The sequence below is a fragment of the Rhodococcus sp. BP-349 genome (assembly GCF_019835845.1).
Taxonomy (GTDB): Bacteria; Actinomycetota; Actinomycetes; order Mycobacteriales; family Mycobacteriaceae; genus Rhodococcoides.
The window spans coordinates 935,049-955,127 of sequence record NZ_JABUDR010000002.1; the positions used below are offsets into that span (position 1 = coordinate 935,049).

General features: G+C 69.1%; 20 protein-coding genes. 14 read left to right on the forward strand and 6 right to left on the reverse strand.

Annotated features, from left to right (window positions below; all coding sequences use genetic code 11):
- Window positions 1–18: 18 nt before the first annotated feature.
- Both HQ325_RS14720 and HQ325_RS14725 read left to right on the forward strand, forming a co-directional pair.
- Complete coding sequence (locus HQ325_RS14720) at window positions 19–867, forward strand: rhodanese-related sulfurtransferase (RefSeq protein WP_222630546.1); 849 nt, start codon at window positions 19–21, stop codon at window positions 865–867.
- The gene (locus HQ325_RS14725) at window positions 864–1,751 is read left to right on the forward strand and encodes a pseudouridine synthase (RefSeq protein WP_222630547.1); all 888 of its coding nucleotides are present in this window, start codon (window positions 864–866) and stop codon (window positions 1,749–1,751) included. The genes HQ325_RS14720 and HQ325_RS14725 overlap by 4 nt, the downstream gene beginning before the upstream one ends.
- 24 nt (window positions 1,752–1,775) lie before the next feature.
- Here HQ325_RS14725 and glsA read toward each other — a convergent pair whose 3' ends face one another.
- Window positions 1,776–2,969 (reverse strand): glutaminase A, encoded by a 1,194-nt coding sequence (gene glsA / locus HQ325_RS14730; RefSeq protein ID WP_222630549.1) that lies wholly within the window; start codon window positions 2,967–2,969, stop codon window positions 1,776–1,778.
- Window positions 2,966–3,796: a hydroxyethylthiazole kinase gene (gene thiM / locus HQ325_RS14735; protein WP_222630550.1), complete on the reverse strand. Its 831-nt coding sequence runs from the start codon at window positions 3,794–3,796 to the stop codon at window positions 2,966–2,968. The genes glsA and thiM overlap by 4 nt, the downstream gene beginning before the upstream one ends.
- 254 nt (window positions 3,797–4,050) lie before the next feature.
- On the opposite strand from thiM, the gene HQ325_RS14740 reads away from it, so the two are divergent.
- From HQ325_RS14740 to HQ325_RS14775, 8 genes are all read left to right on the forward strand, one after another.
- Window positions 4,051–4,251 (forward strand): cold-shock protein, encoded by a 201-nt coding sequence (locus tag HQ325_RS14740; RefSeq protein WP_027504730.1) that lies wholly within the window; start codon window positions 4,051–4,053, stop codon window positions 4,249–4,251.
- A gap of 171 nt (window positions 4,252–4,422) precedes the next feature.
- A complete protein-coding gene (locus tag HQ325_RS14745; RefSeq protein WP_308014420.1) occupies window positions 4,423–5,502 on the forward strand; it encodes a BMP family ABC transporter substrate-binding protein in 1,080 nt (359 codons plus the stop codon).
- A gap of 2 nt (window positions 5,503–5,504) precedes the next feature.
- Window positions 5,505–7,082, forward strand: coding sequence for an ABC transporter ATP-binding protein (locus HQ325_RS14750; protein WP_222630551.1), 1,578 nt, complete (start codon window positions 5,505–5,507; stop codon window positions 7,080–7,082).
- Window positions 7,079–8,278, forward strand: a complete 1,200-nt coding sequence (locus tag HQ325_RS14755) for an ABC transporter permease (protein ID WP_308014417.1) — start codon at window positions 7,079–7,081, stop codon at window positions 8,276–8,278. Before HQ325_RS14750 ends, HQ325_RS14755 begins: the two co-directional genes overlap by 4 nt.
- The gene (locus tag HQ325_RS14760; protein WP_222630552.1) at window positions 8,278–9,543 is read left to right on the forward strand and encodes an ABC transporter permease; all 1,266 of its coding nucleotides are present in this window, start codon (window positions 8,278–8,280) and stop codon (window positions 9,541–9,543) included. The genes HQ325_RS14755 and HQ325_RS14760 overlap by 1 nt, the downstream gene beginning before the upstream one ends.
- 97 nt (window positions 9,544–9,640) lie before the next feature.
- Window positions 9,641–10,288 (forward strand): SDR family oxidoreductase, encoded by a 648-nt coding sequence (locus tag HQ325_RS14765; protein ID WP_222630553.1) that lies wholly within the window; start codon window positions 9,641–9,643, stop codon window positions 10,286–10,288.
- A gap of 39 nt (window positions 10,289–10,327) precedes the next feature.
- The gene (locus HQ325_RS14770; RefSeq protein ID WP_285184442.1) at window positions 10,328–11,191 is read left to right on the forward strand and encodes an HAD hydrolase family protein; all 864 of its coding nucleotides are present in this window, start codon (window positions 10,328–10,330) and stop codon (window positions 11,189–11,191) included.
- Window positions 11,192–11,206: 15 nt separating this feature from the next.
- The gene (locus tag HQ325_RS14775) at window positions 11,207–11,950 is read left to right on the forward strand and encodes a siderophore-interacting protein (protein ID WP_222630554.1); all 744 of its coding nucleotides are present in this window, start codon (window positions 11,207–11,209) and stop codon (window positions 11,948–11,950) included.
- A gap of 22 nt (window positions 11,951–11,972) precedes the next feature.
- Here HQ325_RS14775 and HQ325_RS14780 read toward each other — a convergent pair whose 3' ends face one another.
- From HQ325_RS14780 to HQ325_RS14790, 3 genes are all read right to left on the reverse strand, one after another.
- Entirely contained in the window at window positions 11,973–12,533 is a 561-nt protein-coding gene (locus HQ325_RS14780) for a hypothetical protein (protein ID WP_051613116.1), read from the reverse strand.
- 61 nt (window positions 12,534–12,594) lie between these two features.
- Window positions 12,595–13,461, reverse strand: a complete 867-nt coding sequence (locus tag HQ325_RS14785; RefSeq protein ID WP_222630555.1) for an ESX secretion-associated protein EspG — start codon at window positions 13,459–13,461, stop codon at window positions 12,595–12,597.
- A complete protein-coding gene (locus HQ325_RS14790) occupies window positions 13,458–14,867 on the reverse strand; it encodes a hypothetical protein (RefSeq protein WP_222630556.1) in 1,410 nt (469 codons plus the stop codon). The genes HQ325_RS14785 and HQ325_RS14790 overlap by 4 nt, the downstream gene beginning before the upstream one ends.
- Window positions 14,868–15,022: 155 nt before the next feature.
- Between HQ325_RS14790 and HQ325_RS14795 the strand changes: the two genes are divergently transcribed.
- The gene (locus HQ325_RS14795) at window positions 15,023–16,219 is read left to right on the forward strand and encodes a metallophosphoesterase (RefSeq protein ID WP_222630557.1); all 1,197 of its coding nucleotides are present in this window, start codon (window positions 15,023–15,025) and stop codon (window positions 16,217–16,219) included.
- On the opposite strand, the gene HQ325_RS14800 is transcribed toward HQ325_RS14795, so the two are convergent.
- A complete protein-coding gene (locus HQ325_RS14800) occupies window positions 16,182–17,498 on the reverse strand; it encodes a CdaR family transcriptional regulator (protein WP_222630558.1) in 1,317 nt (438 codons plus the stop codon). The genes HQ325_RS14795 and HQ325_RS14800 overlap by 38 nt on opposite strands.
- 167 nt (window positions 17,499–17,665) lie before the next feature.
- Here HQ325_RS14800 and HQ325_RS14805 point away from each other — a divergent pair, with 167 nt between their 5' ends.
- The 3 genes from HQ325_RS14805 to HQ325_RS14815 are packed head-to-tail and all read left to right on the forward strand — an operon-like array spanning window position 17,666 to window position 20,078.
- Window positions 17,666–18,442 (forward strand): ABC transporter ATP-binding protein, encoded by a 777-nt coding sequence (locus HQ325_RS14805; RefSeq protein WP_261775734.1) that lies wholly within the window; start codon window positions 17,666–17,668, stop codon window positions 18,440–18,442.
- Entirely contained in the window at window positions 18,432–19,175 is a 744-nt protein-coding gene (locus HQ325_RS14810; protein ID WP_308014416.1) for an ABC transporter ATP-binding protein, read from the forward strand. The genes HQ325_RS14805 and HQ325_RS14810 overlap by 11 nt, the downstream gene beginning before the upstream one ends.
- A gap of 24 nt (window positions 19,176–19,199) precedes the next feature.
- A complete protein-coding gene (locus HQ325_RS14815) occupies window positions 19,200–20,078 on the forward strand; it encodes a branched-chain amino acid ABC transporter permease (RefSeq protein WP_222630559.1) in 879 nt (292 codons plus the stop codon).
- Window position 20,079: the final 1 nt, after the last annotated feature.

The following is a 20,079-nucleotide window of genomic DNA, read 5'->3' on the forward strand; positions in this document are numbered from 1 at the left end:
GACGTAGACTGAACGATCGTGTCGACGCCCAAGATCGTGCTGTTCTACGTGTTCACCCCGTTGCCGGATCCCGACGCGATCCGGCTGTGGCAGCACTCCCTGGCCTCGGCGAACGGCCTGACCGGGCGCATCATCGTCGCTCCGCACGGCATCAACGTCACGGTCGGCGGGGACGTCCGCGCGGTGAAGAAGTACGTCCGCGGCACCAAGGAGTACGCGCCGTTCGCGGATGCGGATGTCAAGTGGTCGGACGGACGCGGTGACGACTTCCCGAAGTTGAGCGTGCGGGTCCGCCCCGAGATCGTGACGTTCGGAGCGCCCGACGAGATCGAGGTGACACCGGACGGTGTCGTCGGCGGAGGCACGCACCTCGCCCCCGAGGAGGTGCACGAGCTGGTGGCCGAGCGGGGGGACGACGTCGTCTTCCTCGACGGCCGCAACGCCTTCGAGGCCGCGATCGGACGTTTCGACGGCGCTGTGGTTCCGGACGTCGAGAACACGCGAGAGTTCGTGGCGCAGTTGGATTCCGGGGTGTTCGACCATCTGAAGTCGAAGCCCGTCGTCACCTACTGCACCGGGGGCGTGCGATGTGAGGTGTTGTCCTCCTTGATGCGCTCGCGCGGCTTCGAGGAGGTCTACCAGCTGGACGGCGGCATCGTGCGGTACGGCGAGCGGTACGGGGACGACGGGCTCTGGTCCGGGTCGCTGTACGTGTTCGATCAGCGCGGCACCGTCGCGTTCTCCGACCACCCGGCCGTCATCGGAACCTGTTCACGCTGCAGTGTTCCCACCTCGCGGTACCTCGACACGGACGACGGCCACGGTCGTGGGTTGGCTCTGGTCTGCACCGAGTGCGTCCCCACGTGACCGTGCCGTTGCCGTCCCGGGACGGCCTCGCACCGCTGCGGCATCGGTTGCCCCACGGCGAGCATCCGGCGACCACGCTCGAATATCTGGAGAGCGTGCTGCCCGGCGACGCGTGGCGGGCGACGATGGCGGCGGGGGAGGTGGTCGACGAGCGCGGCCGCCCGTACCGCGAGCACACGGCCTATCGCGCCGGTGCCGTCGTGCACTTCCACCGGATCCCGGAGCCCGAGGTGCCGGTTCCCTTCGAGATGGAGATTCTGCACGTCGACGATGCGATCGTCGTCGTCGACAAGCCACACTTCCTCGCGACCATCCCGCGCGGGCGTCACATCACCGAGACCGCGACGGTGCGGCTGCGGCGGCTCTTCGATGAGCCGGACATCACGCCGGCCCATCGACTCGACCGCGCCACCGCGGGAGTCCTGATGTTCACCAGAGCAGCCCGATTCCGCCGGGCGTACCAGGACCTCTTCGTCGACGGGAGCGTGGACAAGGAGTACGAGGCCGTCGCCGGATTCGACCCCGCCCTCACCTTCCCGCGCATCGTCGAGAGCCGGATCGTCAAGGAACACGGCGTCATGACCGCGCACGAGGAACCGGGTGAACCGAACAGCGAGACACGGGTGGAGATCATCGAGAGGGTGGGCGACGCGGCGCGCTACCGGCTCTTCCCTCGCACGGGCAAGACGCACCAGCTGCGACTGCACCTCTCCTCGCTCGGCATCCCGATCCACGGCGACCCGTACTACCCGACGTTCACGTCCGTGGCGCCCGACGACTTCTCGACACCTCTGCATTTGCTCGCGCGCCGGTTGAGCTTCACCGATCCGCTCACCGGCCACCCCCGCATCTTCCGCTCACGGAGAGAACTCCGGCTCATCTGACCCCGGCGGCCTCCGGCCTTCCCGCTACATGAGCCCGTTGGGGTCGTCCACCTGCACGTCGTGGCCGTCGCTGCGCAGTCGCTCGATCAGCTCACCGAGCAGCCGCACCGCAGCTCCGTTGACCGCTCGGGCGGGCTCGAGCTCGAGGCCGATGCGCGTCGGCTCGTCCGGAAGGTCGGCCAGAACGCGGCTCATGATGTTCTCCGCGCCGGCGAACCGGATGTCGCCCTGCAGCTCGTACACCGTGCGGCCGTCCTCCTCACGGGCCCGGCGCACCGCGGAGTGACCGGACGGGGCGATGTCCATCATGTGCAGATCCATGTCCCGCGACAGTCGCTCGAACACCTCGACCCCGCGCACGCTGTTGCCGCGGTCGTCGAGTCGTGGGGAGTGGACGGCGATCCCGAGCTGACCGGGCAGGACGCCGATGATCGCCCCTGACACACCGCTCTTCGCGGGAATGCCGACGTTCGCGATCCAGTCGCCCGTGCCGTCGTACATCCCGCACGTGGTCATGGTCGAGAGCACCTGTCGCACGACGGCGGACGTCGCCACCCGCTCGCCGCTCTCGGGATGGACACCGCCGTTCGCCATCGTCGCCGCGAGCATCGCGAGATCGGGTGTGGTGACGTCGATGCTGCACTGCCTGGCGTACCCGGTGACGACCTCGTGTGCATCGCACTCGAGGACCTTCACCGAGGCGAGCATGTGGGCGAGCGCCAGGTTCCGGTCGCTCGACTCCATCTCGGCGTCGAACACGTCGTCGTCGATCGAGAGGTCGCGGCCGACGAACGCGGAGTGCAGCGCGAGTATCCGGTCGACGCGATGCTCGACGTCACGCCCCTCAACCAACGAGTGTGCCGCGATGGCACCGGCATTGATGAGCGCGTTGCGCGGGCGGCCGGTGTCGCGTTCGAGCGAGATCTCGTTGAACGCGTCGCCCGACGGCTCGACGTCGATCTTGCGGTGCACGGCGTCGAGCCCACGGTCGGCCAGCGCGAGGGCGTAGGTGAGTGCCTTGGAGATGGACTGGATCGAGAAGGACGAGTCCACGTCGCCGGCGCAGTAGACCGTGCCCTCGACGGTGACGACGGCGACCGAGAACACGTCGGGGTCGGCCTCCGAGAGGATGCGGTTGCCCGTGAGGACCTCGCCGCCGTCCGAGTTCCGGCAGGCGCGCAGCACGGCCTCCAGGTAGTCGGTGATCGGTGACGTCACCGTGGCAGCCACTCGACGTGCGCGCGCCGGAGGATGTCGTCGGGAGTGACGGCGTGCAGTGCGTCCAGGTAGGCGACCGCGAACGAGCCGGGCGCGGTGGCGGTCTCGGCCGCGATGTCGGCGGCGACCGTCGCGTGCGTGTGGGCCGCGATCGTCGCGACTCCGTGGTCGTCGACGGCGGCGCAGTACGCGGCGACGAGAGCTCCGAGCGAACACCCGGTTCCGGTCACCTTCGTCATGAGGACGCTGCCGCCGTGCACCGTCGCGAGTCCGCCCTCGTGGGCGATGTGGTCGATCGCCCCACTCGCGGACACCGCTGTCGAGTAGGCGAGCAGGCCACGTGCGGCGTCGACAGCGTCCGCCGGATCGTCCGAGCTGTCCACGCCGCGTCCGGACCCGTTCCGCTCGTCGGTGTCGAGTCCGGTCAGGCGGTGGAGACCGATGATCTCGGACGCGTTTCCCCGCACGGCTGCGGGGCGGTGCTCCAGAAGGTCGCGGGCGAGTGCACCGCGCCACGGCAGTCCGCCGGCAGCGATGGGGTCCAGGACCCACGGGGTGCCCGCAGCGGCGGCGGCCGCCGCGGTGGCCAGATAGACCTCGCGCAGCTGAGGCTGGGGTGTGCCGAGATTGATCAGCACCGCGTCGGCCACCCCGGCGAACAGCGCCGCCTCGTCCTCGTTGTCCACCATGGCCGCGCTCGCACCGGCAGCGAGCAGTACGTTCGCGGTGAAACCCGCTGTGACGTAATTGGTCACGGCGTGGACGAGGGGCGCGCGGTCACGCAGCGCGACGAGCGCGTCGGCCACGGAGGTCGTCGGGTCGGTCATGAGACGGGTATACCCGCTCGGTGCTTCGCGTCACCTCACGCGGTACCGGTGGCGCATGGTCCCCGGTGTGTTGTAGCCTTATCGCAGCTGACAGGTCGTAGTTTTTGTGTGTTCGTGTTCATGCACGCTCGCTGGGAACTTGTAGTTGCGAGCGTGTGCGTCTTTCTGAGGAAACTCGGAGTTCGTCACGTTCAGTGCCGGCCCGGGTTTCACACGGTGTGAAACTCGAAGTATCAGCTGTAGGGAGCAACACCATGACTCAGGGCACCGTCAAGTGGTTCAACGCCGAAAAGGGCTTCGGCTTCATCGCTCAGGAAGATGGACCTGACGTGTTCGTCCACTTCTCCGAGATCCAGGGCACCGGCTTCAAGAGCCTCGAAGAGAACCAGCGCGTCGAGTTCGAGGTCACCTCGGGCGCCAAGGGTCCTCAGGCGAGCGGCGTTCGCGCGATCTGATTTCGGAGTAACCCACCGAAACTTCACACTGGGGCCGAACACCGACAGGTGTCCGGCCCCAGTGGCATGTCCGGGGGCGGGTCGCACGCACGTTTTCGGGCGGACGCTCGGCGCTCGTCCGACGCTCGGGTTAATGTTCCATCACAGCCACGAGCGAAACGGAGCACACCCGTGCCGAACACCCTTTCCAGAGCAACACTCTCCACCGTCGCAGTCGCGAGCGCGTTCACCCTGGTCACCGCCTGTGGGTCAGCGCCGGAAGACAGCGCGAGCGGCGGATCCGACTCGGGTGACTTCACCCCGTGCATGGTCTCCGACTCCGGCGGCTTCGATGACAAGTCCTTCAACCAGCTGAGCTACGAGGGCCTGCAGACCGCGGCCGGCGAACTGAACGTCGAGCCGATCACGGTGCAGTCGAACTCCCCGACGGACTACACCCCCAACCTGAACAACCTCGTCGATCAGGGCTGCGGACTGGTTGTCACGGTCGGTTTCGCGCTCGCGGACGCCACCAAGGAAGCCGCGGAGCAGAACACCGACGTCAACTTCGCCATCGTCGACGACTCGTCCATCGAACTGGACAACGTCAAGCCGCTGACCTACGACACGGCGCAGTCCGCGTTCCTCGCCGGCTACGCCGCAGCGAGCTACAGCAAGACCAACACCGTGGGCACCTTCGGCGGATCTCAGTTCCCCACCGTCACCATCTTCATGGACGGCTTCGCCGACGGTGTGAAGTACTTCAACGAGCAGAAGAACCGCGACGTCCGCGTCATCGGTTGGGACGTCGACGCCCAGAACGGCTCCTTCACAGGTGGATTCGAGGCAAACGAGGTCGCGAAGAACACCGCGCAGGGCCTCATCGACCAGAACGCCGACGTCATCTTCCCGGTCGGTGGTCCGATCTACCAGTCCGCAGCCCAGGCCATCCGTGACGCCAACCGGCCGATCGCGCTGGTCGGCGCCGACGCCGACGTGTACGTCTCCGACCCGTCGGTGTCCGACCTGGTGCTCACGTCGGTGACCAAGGGCCTTGCCACCAGCACCGAGGAAGTGGTCAAGGCGGTCGGCGACGGCTCCTTCGACAACACCCCGTACGTCGGCACCCTCGAGAACGACGGTGTCGGTATCGCGCCGTTCCACGATTTCGAGTCGCAGATCGATCCGGCTCTGCAGGGTGAACTCGACACGATCCGCGCGGGCATCATCGACGGATCGATCACGGTCACGTCGCCCTCGTCGCCCAACTGACGATGGCGTCGAACGACACCGCGTCCAGGCTCGACAGCAGCTCCGGGCACGACCTGCCGAAGCTCGAACTTCGGGGCATCACCAAGCGTTTCGGTTCCCTGGTCGCCAACGACCACATCGATCTGACCGTCGAGGCGGGCGAGATCCATTGCCTGCTCGGTGAGAACGGTGCCGGGAAGTCGACGCTGATGAACGTCCTCAGCGGTCTGTACCGGGCGGAGGAGGGCGAGATCCTCATCGACGGGGAGCGGCGCACCTTCGCCGGCCCCGGCGAGGCGATGAGCGCCGGGATCGGCATGGTGCACCAGCACTTCATGTTGATCCCGGTGTTCACCGTCGCCGAGAACATCATCCTGGGCAACGAGAAGACGACCTTCGGCGGTCGCCTCGACCTCGACGCGGCTCGTGCGCTGGTACGGGAGGTGTCGGCCCGCTTCGGGTTCGACGTGGATCCGGACGCGACAGTGGGCGATCTCCCGGTCGGCGTGCAGCAGCGCGTCGAGATCATCAAAGCGCTCTCCCGCGAGGCCGACATCCTGGTCTTCGACGAGCCCACGGCGGTCCTCACCCCGCAGGAGACCGACGAGCTGATGACGATCATGCGTCAGCTCGCCGAGGCGGGAACGGCCATCGTCTTCATCACGCACAAGCTGCGTGAGGTGCGCGTGGTCGCCGATCGCATCACCGTGGTCCGCCTCGGGAAGGTCGTCGGCCAGGCCGAACCGACCGCCACCGACGGCGAACTGGCGTCCCTCATGGTCGGTCGCGACGTGCAGTTGCGCGTCGCCAAGGAACCGGCGCAGCTGGGGGATGCCGCGCTGGTCGTGTCGAACCTGACGGTGCCGGGAGCTGCCGGCCCGGTGGTGAACGACGTGTCCTTCGAGGTCCGGGCCGGGGAGATCCTGGCGATCGCGGGTGTGCAGGGCAACGGTCAGACCGAGCTCGCGGAGGCACTGCTGGGTCTGCATCCGGCGATGACCGGGCAGATCACGCTCGACGGGGCCTCGCTGGTCGGTCGCGACGTGAAGTCCGTGCTGGACGCCGGTGTGGGTTTCGTTCCCGAGGACCGCACCGAGGACGGACTCGTCGGCGAGTTCACCATTGCCGAGAACCTCATGCTCGACCGGTCGCACGGCGGGCCGTTCTCCGCTCGCGGCAGTATCGTGCGCTCGTTCCTGCGGTCTTTCGCGTCGGAGAAGGTGTCGGAGTTCGACATCCGCACGCCGAGCATCGACACGGCCGTCGGGCGACTGTCGGGCGGTAATCAGCAGAAGGTCGTGCTCGCACGGGAACTCGGGCGCGACCTGCGCCTGCTCATCGCGTCGCAACCCACTCGCGGAATCGACGTGGGATCCATCGAATTCGTGCACAAGCGCATCGTCGCGACGCGGGACGCGGGCACCCCCGTCATCGTGATCTCGTCCGAGCTGGACGAGGTGTCGGCGCTGGCCGACCGCATCGCGGTGATGTACCGAGGCACCATCGTCGGCATCGTGTCCGGCGACGCCTCACGAGAAGAGTTGGGACTGCTCATGGCCGGAGGCCACTCCACCGACGCGAACACCGAGGGAGCCGCGTGACCGCGACGGACACCGCGACGCCGCCGTCCACGTCCGAGTCGGTGCTGCGCAAGATCGCCAGTGGCAGTGTGCTGCTGTCCCTGCTGTCGGTCCTGATGGCGTTCGTCGTCGGCGCGATTCTCATCGCCGTCACCGATCCGCAGGTGCGTGAGACGGCGGGCTACTTCTTCTCACGCCCCACGGACATGCTCTCCGCGATCTGGGACTCGGTCTGGGGCGCCTACTCGGCGCTCTTCCAGGGCAGCGTCTACAACTTCCGACGGCCTCGCTTCGCGGACGGTATCCGTCCGCTCACCGAGACCCTCACCTTCGCCACCCCGCTGATCGCCGCGGGTCTCGGTGTCGCGCTGGCGTTCCGGGTCGGCATGTTCAACATCGGCGGCCGCGGCCAGATGCTCATCGCCGCCGCGTGTGCCGGCTACGTCGGGTTCACCTTCGACCTGCCGCCCTACGTGCACCTCATCGTCGCGATCCTGGCCGGCGTCGTCGGCGGCGCGCTGTGGGGCGGCATCGCCGGCCTGCTGCGAGCCCGGACCGGCGCGCACGAGGTGATCGTGACGATCATGCTCAACTACGTCGCGTTCTACCTGATCTCGTACCTGCTGCGTACTCCCGGCGCGCTGCAGGCACCGGGCTCCAACAACCCGAAGACGCCCGCGATGATGGACGACGCGATCCTGCCGTCGCTGTTCGGGTCGAAGTACTCGCTGCACTGGGGATTCGTCCTCGTCATCGCCGTGACCGCAGCAGTCTGGTGGTTGCTCGAGAGGTCGAGCATCGGCTTCCGGTTCCGCGTCGTGGGGGAGAACGCCTCCGCGGCCCGCGTGGCCGGTATCAAGGTCGAGCGCGTGTACATCTACGCGATGGTCCTCTCCGGTGCCCTGGTCGGGCTCGCCGGTGTCGCCCAGGTCCTCGGTACCGTCACCACGGGTTTCTCCGCGGACATCGACGCCGGCATCGGATTCGACGCCATCACGGTGGCACTGCTGGGGCGCTCGCGTCCGTGGGGTGTGTTCGCCGCCGGCATCCTGTTCGGAGCCTTCAAGGCGGGCGGCTTCGCGATGCAGGCCGCGGAGTCGATCCCCATCGACATCGTGCTCGTCGTCCAGTCGGTCATCGTCCTGTTCATCGCCGCGCCACCTCTGGTGCGAGCCGTGTTCCGACTACCCGAACCTCGAGCGAAAGGGGTGAGCTGATGAGTACGCTCGCCACGGCTCCTCCCGACGCCGGGTCCCGTCCCGCCGCGTCCTGGAAGCTTCCCGTCGTCCTCGGTGTCGTCACCGTCGTCGCGCTTCTCGCCTTCGGGCTGCGGGGCGACAGCGGCACCAGCACGTTCTCCCTGGCCAGTGACAGCGACTTCGTCAGGTTGCCGGACGTGGGGCTGCCCGCGCGCGCCACGTGCATCGCGCTGGTGATTCTGCTCGCCGCCCTCGCGGTGTTCAGTGCGGTCCGCACCCGGGCGGGGCAGCGCACACCGGTGGCGGTCACCGCGGTGTTCGCCGTCGCGTTCGTCCTCCTGTTCCTCACGTGGTCCGCGGTGGGCGAGACCATTCCGGTGCCGGGGCTGCTCCTCGGAACCGTCGCCCTCAGCACCCCGCTCATCTTCGGTGCACTCGGCGGCGTCGTCTCCGAACGCGTCGGCATCATCAACATCGCCATCGAGGGCCAGCTCCTCGGCGGCGCGTTCGTCAGCGCGGTGGTCGCGACGCTCACCGGGTCGCCGTACGTCGGTCTCGCCGCGGCCCTCGTCGCAGGAGCATTGGTGGGCAGCGTCCTCGCGGTGTTCTCCATCCGGTACTTCGTCAACCAGGTCATCGTCGGCGTGGTGCTCAACGTGCTCGTCGTCGGGCTCACCAGCTTCCTGTACTCCAAGGTGCTGGTCCCCAGCGCCGCGACACTGAACACGCCGCCGCGCTTTCCCCGCATCGAGATCCCGCTGCTCTCGCAGATCCCGATCGTCGGTCCGGTGCTGTTCCGGCAGACAATCATCGAGTACGTCATGTACATCGCTGTGGCGGCCGTGTTCGTCGGCCTCTTCCGCACGCGGTGGGGCCTGCGGTTGCGCGCGGTCGGTGAGCATCCGCGCGCCGCGGACTCCGTGGGTATCGACGTCGCCCGCACCCGCTTCTGGAACGTCTGCCTCGCGGGCGCCATCGCCGGCATGGGCGGCGCGTACTTCACCCTGGGGTCGGTCGGTGCGTTCGGCAAGGAGATGACCGCGGGTGCCGGCTACATCGCCCTCGCCGCCGTGATCTTCGGACGCTGGGATCCCGTCCGTGCGACGTTGGCGGCCCTGCTGTTCGGATTCGCGTCCAACCTGCAGAACGTGCTCGGCATCATCGGCTCGCCGGTACCCAGCGAGTTCATGTTGATGCTGCCCTACGTGGTCACCATCCTGGCGGTCGCCGGGCTCGTCGGGAAGGTGCGTGGTCCCGCCGCGGCGGGCAGACCGTATCCCTGATCGGCGCCCGATGTTTGTCGGGCGCCGACAGCAGGGAACTCCCCTCCGTGGACGGTCGTACGGCCGCCCACGCTCGAAGAAGGGACACCCGGAACTCATGTCACGCATCGCACTCGTCGGCGGCCACGGCAAGATCGCTCTGAAGCTCGCGAAGATCCTGACCGAGAACGGGCACGAGGTCAGCTCGCTGATCCGCAATCCCGACCAGACCGCCGACATCGAGAAGACCGGAGCCACCGCCGTCGTCGCGGACGTCGAGGCGCAGACCACCCAGGAGATCGCCGGATCCGTCACCGGTCACGACGCGGTCGTGTTCGCTGCCGGCGCCGGTGGCGGCGACACCGACCGCACCTACGCCGTCGATCGCGATGCCGCGATCCGCTCCATCGACGCGGCGTCCGCGTCGGGGGTCCCGCGGTTCGTGCTGGTGTCGTACTTCGGTGCGGGCCCGGATCACGGTGTCTCCCCGGACGACTCCTTCTACGCGTACGCCGAGGCGAAGGCCGAGGCCGACCAGCACCTGAAGAACAGCGACCTGTCCTGGACCATCGTCGCGCCGTCCGGCCTCACCGACGACGCCGGCACCGGATCCATCACCACCAAGGAGCAGGGAGCGACGGGCGCCTCGGTCAGTCGCGACGACGTGGCCGCCGTGATCGCCACCGTCCTCGACACCCCGTCCACGGCCGGTCGCATGATCGAGTTCGACCAGGGCGAGACGCCCATCGCCGACGCGCTGAGCTGACTCCCGGTCGGAACGGTCACCGGGTGAGAGGCTGACCCGGTGACCGTTCGACTCTTCGCCACCGATCTCGACGGGACGCTGCTGCGCTCCGACCGGACCATCTCCGCGCGCACCGCCGACGCCATGGCGGCAGCGCGAGACGCGGGGATCGACGTGGTGTGGGCCACCGCCCGTGCGCGGCACTCCGTGCACGAGTTCGCCGAGCAGAGCGGTTTCCGCGGAATCGCGGTGTGCGCCAACGGCGCCGTCCTCATCGATCTCGCTGACGGGACACCCGTGATCACCGAGACCGTGGGGATGGACGTCGCCATCGGCCAGGCCGCGGTCGACCGGGTGCGCGCCCTCGTACCGGGAACCGTGGTCGCCGCGGTCGGACCCACCTCGTTCGTCGCGGAGACGGGATATGCCGCGTTGTGCGTGTTCTCCGACCATCACCGCGACCCGTCCACCATGGACACTGTCGTCGGTGGTGATTTCCCGTCCGACAGCGACCGGCCTCCGGCCTTCCCGTGGTTGCGGGAGGACATGGTGAAGATCGTCGCCCGCCACGCCACCGTGCCGAGCGTCGATCTCTACCGCGCGTTGCTCGCCGGCGGTGTCGACGATGTCTCGGTCACCCATTCCGGCGCGCCCTACGTGGAGATCGCCGCGCGCGGAGTGTCCAAGGCGACCGCTCTGGCGGCGCTGTGCGAGCGCCGCGGAATCGCACGGCGGGAGGTCGCGGCCGCCGGCGACGCACGCAACGATCTGGAGATGCTCGCGTGGGCCGGCACCGCGATCTGTCCGTCCAATGCCATCCCCGAGGTGCAGGCTCTCGTCGATCGGGTGGTCGCGAGCAACGACGACGACGGCATCGCGGAGTACCTCGAGGAGTTGGCGCACCCCCACGTCGGTCAGGGTTAGGCTACCCTCAGCTGCATGACCGACGCAGCGACCAGCGAGCAGACCAAGGGCTGGCAGGGCACGGTCCTCAAGCTGATGGGCGGCTCGGACGTGTTGCTCACCGTCCTCGCGGCGGAGGACGTCACCCCGCACTACCGTCGGCTGACGGTCTCCGCGGGTGGACTGTTCACGCGTAAGCCCGTGCATCCCACGATGTGGTTGCGCCTGTGGTTTCCCACCGACGACGGCAGTGCCTCGCTGCACCATCGTGCCTACACGGTCGTGCACCCGGACCCCGAGAACGACCGCTTCGACCTCGAGTTCGCGCTGCACGACGGTCCGGCCGCGCACTGGGCGCGACGCGCCGCCCCCGGCGACACCCTCGAGGCGACCTTCCAGGGCTCGAAGTACGCGGTACCGGACCCGCTTCCCGCCGGGTACCTCATCGCGGGAGACAGCGCGGCACTTCCCGCGGTGAACTCGTTGCTGGCCGCACTGCCCGACGATCTTCCCGTCACCCTGTGGCTCGAGACCGTGCACGACGGCGACGACGCGCTCCCGCTCGCGGCGACGAGCGCCACGCAGGTCCATCGAGTACGACGGCGTGACGACGGTGCCTCGATGGTGGAGGCCGTCTCGATCGCAGCGTTCGACGCGTCCCGCCACGCCGCGTGGGTCGCGTGCGACACGGTCACGACGCGCTCGATCGCGTCGATCCTGAAGTCCGACTACCGTGTTCCGCGCAGGTCGGTCAAAGCTCAGGGGTACTGGATTCCCTGAGCGTCACGCACGACGGGGGTTGTCAGGGACGACCGTGATACGTCTTCGCCGCGGTGGTGGACAGCAGGGCCACGATGACGAACCCCATCAGGCCGTTGACGATCGCGGAGCCGAACGCAGCGGTGATCGCTCCCGCGGCGAGGAACGGCAGCACGATGATCGCGACGACCACCAGGCCGGCGATCCAGCTGAAGAACGTGTTCGGTGACGGCACCGCCTGGAACAGCAGGAGCATGAACGCTCCGGCGAGGATCGCGGCGAGGGCGCCGTACACACCGGCGATCCAGGGATCTTCCAGTCCGTACATCCAGAACACGCTGGTTCCGGTGCGGTTGTAGACGGCCTGGACGATAGCCGTGGCCACCCATCCTGCGATGAACGTGGTGATGGCGGTGGCGACGACTCCGCCGATGAACGGGCCGACGTCGAACTTCAGTCCGGACGATGCAGGCTTCTGCGGCGCGTAGCGCTGACCACCGGGCTCGGCGTAGGGCTCCTGCCGACCGTAGGCCCGAGTGCGGTCGTCGTAGCCGTAGTTGCCGACGTCGCGGTTGTCGGAGTCGCGCGGGTAGCGATCGCTCATCTGCCCAGTCCTCTCGATCGGCCGCGCACGCGTCAGCGCCGCAGCGTTCAATGGCCCAACCCTAGCTGCGTGTACCCGTCACCGGTGGTACCGCACCGGCCCGTCGGATCTCGTCGTCGAGCGCCGTCGCGATGGTCTGGGCCGTGGCGGGCAGCACGGTCACCACGTCGGTCGCGTGCACCAGGTAGCGCCCGTCGCCGACGGCATCGATCCACCGTCTGCCGGCGATCGCCTCGAGCGGGCCGTCGCCGCCGTGTCCCACGACGATCTCACCGAGCCCCTCCCGTGGCCCGTCGAGGATGTGGATCACGCGCTCGCGGTCGGTGTCGTCACGCGAATCGTGCAGGTGGGACGACGGAGCGCGGACCACGTCGTCGCGGGACACGGACGACGGCGTCACCCGTCCCGCGCGGCGGTGGGGCAGCGCCGCCGTGAGGGTGTGGGTCATGCGCTCCGGTGGTACGGCGTGCACGTGGACCGTGCCGCCGGTGTCGGAGGTCGGTCCCGGGTCCTGGACCACCACGACGGCGAGCGGGAAGGCCGGAGGCCGGTCGGAATGGAGCGGGAAGGCCGGAGGCCGGTCGGAATGGAGCGCGAAGGCCGGAGGCCGGTCGGAATGGAGCGGGATTGCGGAGTACGCGGTTGCGGCTCGGATGCGGACGCGTCGATCGCCCGACTCCACCCCACAGGCGGTGACCTGCAGTCCGGGTCCGCCGAGCAGGGACGCGGCGGCCAGCAGCGATCGGTCGCCGAGGCGTCGACGGGCGGCCTCGCGTTCCGCACGCAGATCCGCGGCTGTGCGGGCGCACGTGGTCCAGGAGAAGGGGAACGGCACTCGATCGCGGCCGATCCGGTCCAGAAGCACGGCGAACTCGAGTGACGTGAGGTGCCACGAGGCGACCCCCGTGGGAGCCGCTCGAACGATCACCCGATCACCGGGGGAGCGACGAGTGGGAGCTCCCCGACCAGGCGGTCGCCGTTGTCCGCCGTGACCAGGTAGCCCGCCGTGGTGTGTTCGCCGTCCTGGTCTCCACCGGCGCGGCTCCCCGGCATCATCGCGCCCGGTCCGTAGGCCGCCGCGCGGGTGCCCGCGCCGGAACCGCCCGCGCCGGCTGAGGTCGCGCTCTGCAGGACGGGGCCGCTGGTACCTCCCGCGGGGCCGCGCCCGGACGAGGATCCCGGACCGAGTGTCCGCGCGCCCGACCCACCGGATCCCGCCGACGACCGCTGCCCTGCCGTCCCGTACCCGGCGGGGGTCGAGCCGCGCCCGAAGCCCGCGGGTGAGGTCAGGGCAGGCCGGGACCCCGACGGGCCGACCGGTGCCGTGCTCACGGGTGCGACACCCGACGGCGGAGCTGCGCCGCTCGGGGTGCCGCTCGTGCCTGCTCCCGCAGAGTTCTGGGCGGCGGCGGCCGCAGGCGGTGACCCTGCGACGGGCGTCGAGTCGCCGACCGACGCCGCCGTCGTCGGTGCGGGACTCGTCGCGAGCGACGAGAGTGCCGACGAACCGAGCGATGCGGCGTCGACACCTCCGCGCATGCCACCGGCCGCCGAGGACGAGGAACCCGACGCGGACCCGCTCGCCGGATCTCCCGGCGGCGTGAGCACCGGCACGCCGTGATCGGCTCGGACGGCGGTGGGGACGTAGGTGCCGTTCATGACCGCCACGGCCTCGGCGCGCCGCTCCTCCTCCTCGGCCATCATCGCGGTGATCGACCCGGCGGCGCCGACGGGTCCGAGGAACGCGGCCGTCATCGCGGTGCGCGCCCAGTCCGACGGTGTGAACGACTGTGGGGCGGGCATGGTGGCGCGGGTGAGCGCGAACCCGTCGCGGGACTGCTCGAGCTTGCCCGCGACGATGTCCATGAGGTCGAGGGTGCGCAGCGACTCGGTGCGGTACGTCGTGATCGCGGCGAGCGCGGAGTCGGCCGCGGCGCCCTGCCAGTCGGTCCCGAGCACGGCGCCGAGGTCGTTCCACAGGGTCCACACCAGTGCGGTCGCCCGGGTGTGGGCCTCGCGCCACATCGCGGCACCGGAATCGAGGAGCTCCGGCGTGAGTTCGGTGGTGTACGCGAACATCTCGGGGTGCGACATGCCGTCGAACGCCTCCGGGACCACGACGCTCGCGCCACTCGCCGTGTCGCCCACCCTGGACCTGTCGACGGCCTCGCGGGCGACCCGGACGGCGTCGTCGGCGTGGAACTCCGCCGTCAGTCGTGCCGCGGACTCCGCCGCGTCGCTGTCGTGTCCCGTCGCGAAGTCGACCACCTCCGACGCCGCGTCCGAGATCGTCTCGCCCGCGGCACCGATCACCCCCGTGATGTCGAACCCCATGTTCGTGTCCTCCCCGACCGCGGTGCCACGATCCCCGTGACATTCGACGCGCGGACCGGCCGCACGGTTCCGCGTACGGTTGACGCGTCTCTCCCACGCGCGGCGATGCTCCTCGAGAGATCGCCGACGCTCCCGACACCGAAGGAACGTGCACCATGTCGGACCACTCAGTGCCGGGCGAGGTTCGCGAGAGCACTCCGTCCGGCGGGCCGCCCGTGGGCCGGCTCGCCGTCGTGACAGTCGTTCTCGCGATCCTGTTCGGGACGCCGCTGTGGACTCTCGCGTTCACCGGCGCGGACTGGCCGATCGCCGCGAGGATCATCGCGACGGTGGTCGCGGTCGGTGCTGCCGCCGCACTCGTGGTCGGCATGGCGAAGGGGCACGGCCGGGCACACTCCGACCGGTGGGCGCGCATCGGGGACACCCTGCTCGGACTGGTGTGGATCGCGTTCGTGTGGTCGATCATCGGGCTCGTCGTACGGCTCGGGCTCGGCGTCGTCGGGGTCGACGATCCGCTGCGATCGCGCATCGTCGCCGGCGCCGTGCTGGCCGTCATCGTCGCGTTGGCGGTGTGGGGACGACGCGAGGCGATGCGGCTGCCGCGCACGAAGCACGTGACGGTGACGCTCGATCGACTCGGCGCCGGACTCGACGGGCTCCGCGTCGTCCTGGTGACGGACACGCACTACGGTCCGATCGAACGGTCCGTCTGGTCCTCCGACGTCGTGGCGGAGATCAATCGCCAGGACGCCGACATCGTCTGTCACGTGGGTGATCTCGCCGACGGGTCGGTGGAGCGTCGACGCGAGCAGGTGGCGCCCCTGGAACGAGTGCACGCGAAGTCGGCACGCGTCTACGTCACGGGCAACCACGAGTACTTCGGCGAGGCCCAGGAGTGGCTCGACCACATGACGTCACTGGGTTGGGACTCGTTGCACAACAGGCACATCACCGTCATGCGCGGTGGTGACAGGCTCGTCGTCGCCGGGGTGGACGACAGGACCGCGCGCGGGTCGGGCGAGGTGGGCCACGGCGCGGATCTGACCGCCGCGCTGGCGGACGCGGAACCGTCGCTGCCGATCTTCCTGCTGGCGCATCAGCCGAAGCAGATCGACGCGGCAGTGGCGGCGGGAGTGGATCTGCAGGTCTCCGGGCACACACACGGCGGGCAGATCTGGCCGTTCGGATTGCTCGTCCGACTCGATCAACCTGTCGTCCACGGACTCAGCCGTCACGGTGCCCGCACGCAGCTCTACACGAGCCGGGGCACGGGGTTCTGGGGTCCGCCGTTCCGTGTCTTCGCACCGAGCGAGATCACCGTGCTGACGTTGCGGTCGAGCTCTCTGGTGTGACAGTCGCGGCGGCGCCGACGCCGGCCACCGCGTCCGCCCAGTGCCCGGAGCGGACCAGGGCAAGGGTGAGGAGGAGCCGGTCGTCCGGCGCGGTGATGGATCGGCCGGTCAGTTCCTCGACCTGATGAAGCCGATAGATCACCGTGTTCCGGTGGCAGTACAGCAGTTTGGCGGCGTTGGTGGGTGAACCGTCGGTGGCGAGGACGTGCGCCAGAGTTCGGAGCAGTACCTCCCGCTGCGCGGGCGGGTGTCCGTTCAGCGACCCGAGTGCGTGGGACACGACCAGATCCGAGATCTCGTCGTCGGCAGACATGACGATGTGGGGCAGTCGGTCCGTGGCCACCGCGGCGGGAGTGTCGCCGGCGCCGATGGTGGCCGCCGTGCGCGCGGCAGCTCGGTACGCGGCGGCGAAGGTCACGAGTCCGTCCGTCGACGCGGCGATGCCCACCGGCCCGGCCGCGCGCGCGGCGAGAGCGTCGGCCACGGGACCGAGGTCGGCCTTGGCAGGGCACACGACGCCGAACTGGACCCCGTCGCGAATGTGCCAGTGCGACAGTGATGTCACGCCGTCGACCGCGTCCTCCGGTGAGGTCAGGGGTGGGTCACCCCGCTCGGACAGCGGGCCGACCACGCACGCGATTCGATGCTGTGCGGTGAGCCCCAGTGTGTTCCGCGCATCGACGACGAACGCGGGATCGGCTCCGCGCCCGTCGCGCAAGCCGTCGAGAACGGCGAGGATCTTGGTGACGTCGCGCTGTTGCATACGCGTGGTCTCGCGGCGATAGGAGTCGACGAGAATCGTGTTCTGCGCATCGAGTGCGTGCCACAGCCGTTGGCCGGCGACGAGAAGCAGGCGCGGCTCCAGCAGCCCGGGATTCGCGCCGCGAGCGTTGACGAGTTCCTCCCACAACGTGCGACTACCGAGGGTGTACGCCTTGAGCACGAGCTCCATGGGGATTCCCTGGCGCGCCCGTTCGCGACCCGTGCGCCGCCACACCTCGGTGTTGTCCTCGCTCCCGTGCTGCGTGCCGCTGAGCTTGCGCAGCCCCAGACGGATGTGTTCCCGCGTGCTGCGACGGACCACGGCCGTGATGTCGGAGCCGGCCTGGAGGTAGTCGGGGTCCTGCTCGAACAGGGCCAACGTGATGGAGTCGGCGATGGCGTCCGCCTCCGGGATCAGCGTCGCCCACGCGCGTTGGATCGCGGCTCGTTCCTCCGCCGACAGCCGTCCGCGGACAGGATGCAGCCCCGATCCACGGCCGATCGACGGCGACGCCATGCGCGCATTTTTGCGCACAGCGCCCGACGGTTCGAGCGGTTTGACCGAAATTGGTGCCCGCGGCATGACCCTTTTCGTGCGCGGAGACCATATCGCCGACTGTGCGGAGTGACCATAGTGAGTGCCACCGAGATGTGAGGTGGGCCACTGTGTCAACGATCGAGACCATGACCGAGTCCGTGTTCGAGCTGTCGTCCGTCACCGTGTCGTTCGGCGGCATCGTCGCCCTGTCGGACGTCGGACTCGATGTCCGACGAGGCGAGGTCGTCGGAGTCATCGGACCCAACGGGGCGGGCAAGACGACACTGTTCAACGTCGCGTGCGGCCTCGTCGCGCCGCAGTCGGGCACCGTGACCCGGAACGGCCGGGTGGTACGCCGGCTGAAGCCGACCGCGCTGGCGGCACTCGGTATGAGCCGCACACTGCAGGGCCTCGGGCTGTTCGACCGGATGACCGTGGTGGAGAACGTCATGGTCGGTGCGGACCATCTCGCCCGGACCTCGATCGTCGCCGGGCTGCTCGGACTCGCTCGGAGCGGGGCCGACACCGCCGCGATCCGCGACCGGGCTCTGGCCACGTTGTCCGAACTCCGCATCGACGAGTACGCCGACCGGTACCCGCCCAGCCTGCCGTACGCGGTGCGCAAACGCGTCGCGCTCGCGCGGGCGCTGGTGGGGGAGCCGACGTTGCTGCTTCTCGACGAGCCGGCGTCGGGTCTGTCGAACGCGGAGATGGACGAGCTGGGTGAGCTGGTCCGCGGACTCACCTCGAGGATGTCGATCCTCCTGGTCGAGCACCACATGGATCTGGTCATGAGTGTCTGTGATCGGTTGGTGGTCCTGGACTTCGGGAAGGTCATCGCGCGCGGGACACCCGACACGGTGCGCGAGGATCCCGCTGTGCTCGCCGCCTACCTGGGGGACGAGGTGGACCGTGACGCGTGACGTCGTGCGGGACGAGGCGACCCGCGACGCCCTGACCGTGTCCGATCTGACGGTGCGGTACGGCGCCGTCACCGCGCTCGACTCCGTGTCGCTGCGGGTGCCCCGCGGCGCGGTCACCGCGGTGCTCGGTGCCAACGGTGCCGGCAAGACGACCCTGCTCCGGACGATCTCGGCGCTGCACCAGCCGGTGTCCGGCCACATCCGGATGGGCGAGGTCGACCTCGTCGGAGCGAGTCCGGAGTCGATGTCACGGCGTGGACTGTCGCACGTGCCCGAGGGCCGCGGGGTCATCGTCGAACTCACCGTCGAGGAGAACCTGCGTCTGGGAGCGTTGGGCCGCAACAGGTCCGCGGCCGCGGTGGGGATCGACCGCGTGCTGTCCATGTTCCCGGCTCTCGCGGAGCGTCGGGCGTCGACCGCGCACACGCTGTCGGGCGGTGAGCGACAGATGCTGGTGATCGGGCGCGCACTCATGGCGACTCCGACGATCCTGCTGCTCGACGAACCGTCGCTCGGGCTCGCTCCCCGCGTGGTGGCGCAGATCTTCCAGACGCTGCGTGACTCGGTCGACTCGGACGGCCTCACCGTCGTGCTGGTCGAGCAGAACGCCCGCAGCGCGCTGTCCATCGCCGAACACGCCGTCGTGCTGTCCCTGGGGACGGTGGCGCGGGAGGGTCCGGCGGCCGACCTCGTCGGCGACGAGGAACTCCGCCACGCCTACCTCGGCTTCTGACCACCCTCACGAAAGGACGACAGAGTGCAACAACTGCTCACCATCGTCATCAACGGAGTGACCAACGGGATGGTCTATGCCGCATTCGCTCTGGCACTCGTGCTGATCTGGCGCTCGACGCGCATCGTGAACTTCGCGCAGGCGCCGATGGCGATGATCACCACCTACGTGGCGCTCGTCGTGGTCGATGCCGGCTACTCCTACTGGGTCGGCTTCGCCGCCGCGCTCGTGTCCGGCCTCGTGCTCGGCGCGCTGATCGAGCGACTGATCATCCGGTACGTCGACAGCGCGTCGCACATCAATCCGGTGATCCTCACCCTCGGTCTCTTCATCGTGATCCACGCGGTGGCGGCACTGGTGTTCGGCAACCAGTTCCGGTCCTTTCCCGCTCCGTTCGGTCTCGACGGTCGGCGCATCGGGTCCGTGGACGTGGCGCTGACGGGCAACGACATCTACAAGGTCGTCGCGGTGCTGGTGGTGCTCGCCGCGCTGGTCGCGCTGTTCCGGTTCACCGATCTCGGACTCACGATGCGCGCCAGTGCTTTCAGCCAGGAGGTGTCGCGCCTGCTGGGAGTGCGCGTGGGTCGCATGCTCACGCTGGGATGGGCGCTGGCCGCGGTGGTCGGGTCGGTCGCGGGTCTCCTCATCGCCGGCGGGTCGCTGGTGCACCCCGGCTACATGGACTCCGTCGTGGTGTTCGGGTTCGTGGCCGCCGTGCTCGGCGGTCTCGACAGCCCGGTGGGCGCCGTGGTGGGTGGACTGCTGATGGGTGTCGGGCTCAGTGCCGTCAGTGGCTACATCGGCCAGGACCTGGTGTCCTTCGCGGCGCTGGTCATCCTCATCGCGGTGTTGTTGTTGCGTCCCAACGGATTGTTCGCTGCCGCGACAGCGAGGAGGGTCTGAC